Here is a 1,226-nt window from a genome sequence, read left to right as displayed (position 1 = left end):
GTGGCACACTGTTGGTTGATATAGTTTAGATTGGTCCTAGATAGAGTGTGATGTGTGGAACTAACAACAGCTCTCATCTCTCGTAACGGTTTCAAATTCTATTTTAGAATGACTCCTTCTTTCAACTATCATTGCAAACAGCCATATAATGCTGCATCATTTTTACTCTTAGTCGTTTGTATTGGTGCATAAACATAGTCTTTTGGTAAATAGTGTGCAACTTTCGGCTCGATATATTTAATGAGATTGTCTCCTTGTTCAGATATACCGCCACCAATTAATATAAGCCCTGGATCATACATGACTTGTATTTGGGCAATCCCTTCTGCTACATCTTCTGCCCACTCATTCAATATTTGTTTTGCAATATCATCACCTTCTTCAGCTGCTTCAAACAATACTGGCACATGTGTGCTTCTCGTAAATCCTCCGTCAATCATGCGCTTTTTCAATGCACTCGTTGCAGCACGTTGCTCAAACGTTGTATTTTCAGTTGGACGATACAATAAATACCCAACTTCATTTGCCTTATGAAGCTCACCATTATCAATATGACCTTGATTATTCTTGTACGCACCCCCAATGCCTGTACCAAGCGTCATACAAAAGATCCGTTCTGCTTGATATTGATGTAATTTCAATTCGCCTAGTAATGCAGCGTTTACATCATTTTTTACTTTGACATAAGGAGACAGTGATTTTAATAATCGCTTAAAATTAGTACCTTTATAATTCGGAATGGTTGGCCCTGCGTATCCAATTTCGCCTTTTTGTTCATCAACAACGCCTGCTGATGAAATACCTATGACAGGTTGGATCAACTGATATTGCTTCATATATCCTGTTACAATCTCATATACTTTGTCAGTAATAAGCTCACTTTTGTTGTCCGGCGTTGATATTTGTTGATAGTCAAACATATTCAATTGCTTATCAATAACTGCCGATTTAATTTGAGTGCCTCCAATATCGATTGCGATGTAATACACCTTACTCACTCCATTTCTATTGATTTTGAAAAACATTTTCATTAATTATACATAAATATGACTACAATTTTCAAAAAGATATTGTTACATTTTATGATAGCGTTTACAATTATAGCTGTAAACTATATTATCAAATGATTTTTGGAGGGACTTCATAATGAACAAAGATTTAAAAGGTTTATATGCAGCGTTACTCGTTCCTTTTGATGAAAATGGTCAAGTAAATGAACAAGGACT

2 protein-coding genes are annotated in these 1,226 nt (G+C 35.5%); one reads left to right on the top strand and one right to left on the bottom strand.

Going from position 1 to position 1,226, the window contains the following annotated elements; translation table 11 throughout:
- Positions 1-128 precede the first annotated feature (128 nt).
- Entirely contained in the window at positions 129-989 is an 861-nt protein-coding gene (locus IDG60_RS14845) for an ROK family protein (protein ID WP_000291444.1), read from the bottom strand.
- Positions 990-1,146: 157 nt separating this feature from the next.
- Here IDG60_RS14845 and IDG60_RS22470 point away from each other — a divergent pair.
- Positions 1,147-1,226: hypothetical protein (locus tag IDG60_RS22470; protein ID WP_241013379.1), on the top strand; the 80-nt coding region annotated here is incomplete at its 3' end.

The sequence above is a fragment of the Staphylococcus sp. EG-SA-2 genome (assembly GCF_017152085.1).
Note: the sequence above shows the minus strand (reverse complement) of the source record. Positions and strands in the feature narration are given on the sequence as shown.